1 protein-coding gene is annotated in these 573 nt (G+C 42.8%); it reads right to left on the reverse strand.

From position 1 onward, the window contains the following. On the reverse strand, positions 1-573 hold a 573-nt coding region (locus tag R8N49_RS29205), incomplete at both ends, for an AAA family ATPase (protein WP_318190710.1).

Here is a 573-nt window from a genome sequence, read left to right on the forward strand (position 1 = left end):
TTGCTTTGTCTTTTAAGGCGTATTCGATCTTTTTATAGATATCCGTTTCGAATAACTGGCCAAAGATTTCTTCACGCTCTTTAGACGTTGCTAATAACAGCTCGCGAAATTTACCTTGAGGCAATACCATAACCTGACGGAACTGAGTTTCGTTCAAACCAATAATATTAGTGATCTCAGTTTTAACTTGGGTCGTTTTGCTGGTGATGAGTTTTTCTGTCTCACCCAATTCATACAATGACGCCGTGTGTTTGCGAACGGTCAAGCCCTCACCACGGGCTTTCGGAGCTTCTTGCTCCGGCGCGCGAGTCACTCGGTAAACTTTGCCATGCAAAGAGAAATCTAGAGTTACTTCGGTTAGCAGCTGTTGCGATGCTAAATCGCAGCGCATTTGTATCCCTTGACGTTCATTGCTAGTGGTTTCGCCATATAGCGCAAAGCAAATCGCGTCTAAGATCGAGGTTTTACCTGAACCAGTAGGTCCATTAATTAAAAATAAAGCATTACTTCCAAGCTTTTCAAAATCAATAGTTTCTGTTTTCGCAAACGGACCAAAGGCTTGCATCGTGAGTT

The sequence above is a fragment of the Vibrio sp. 1978 genome, from assembly GCF_033344345.1.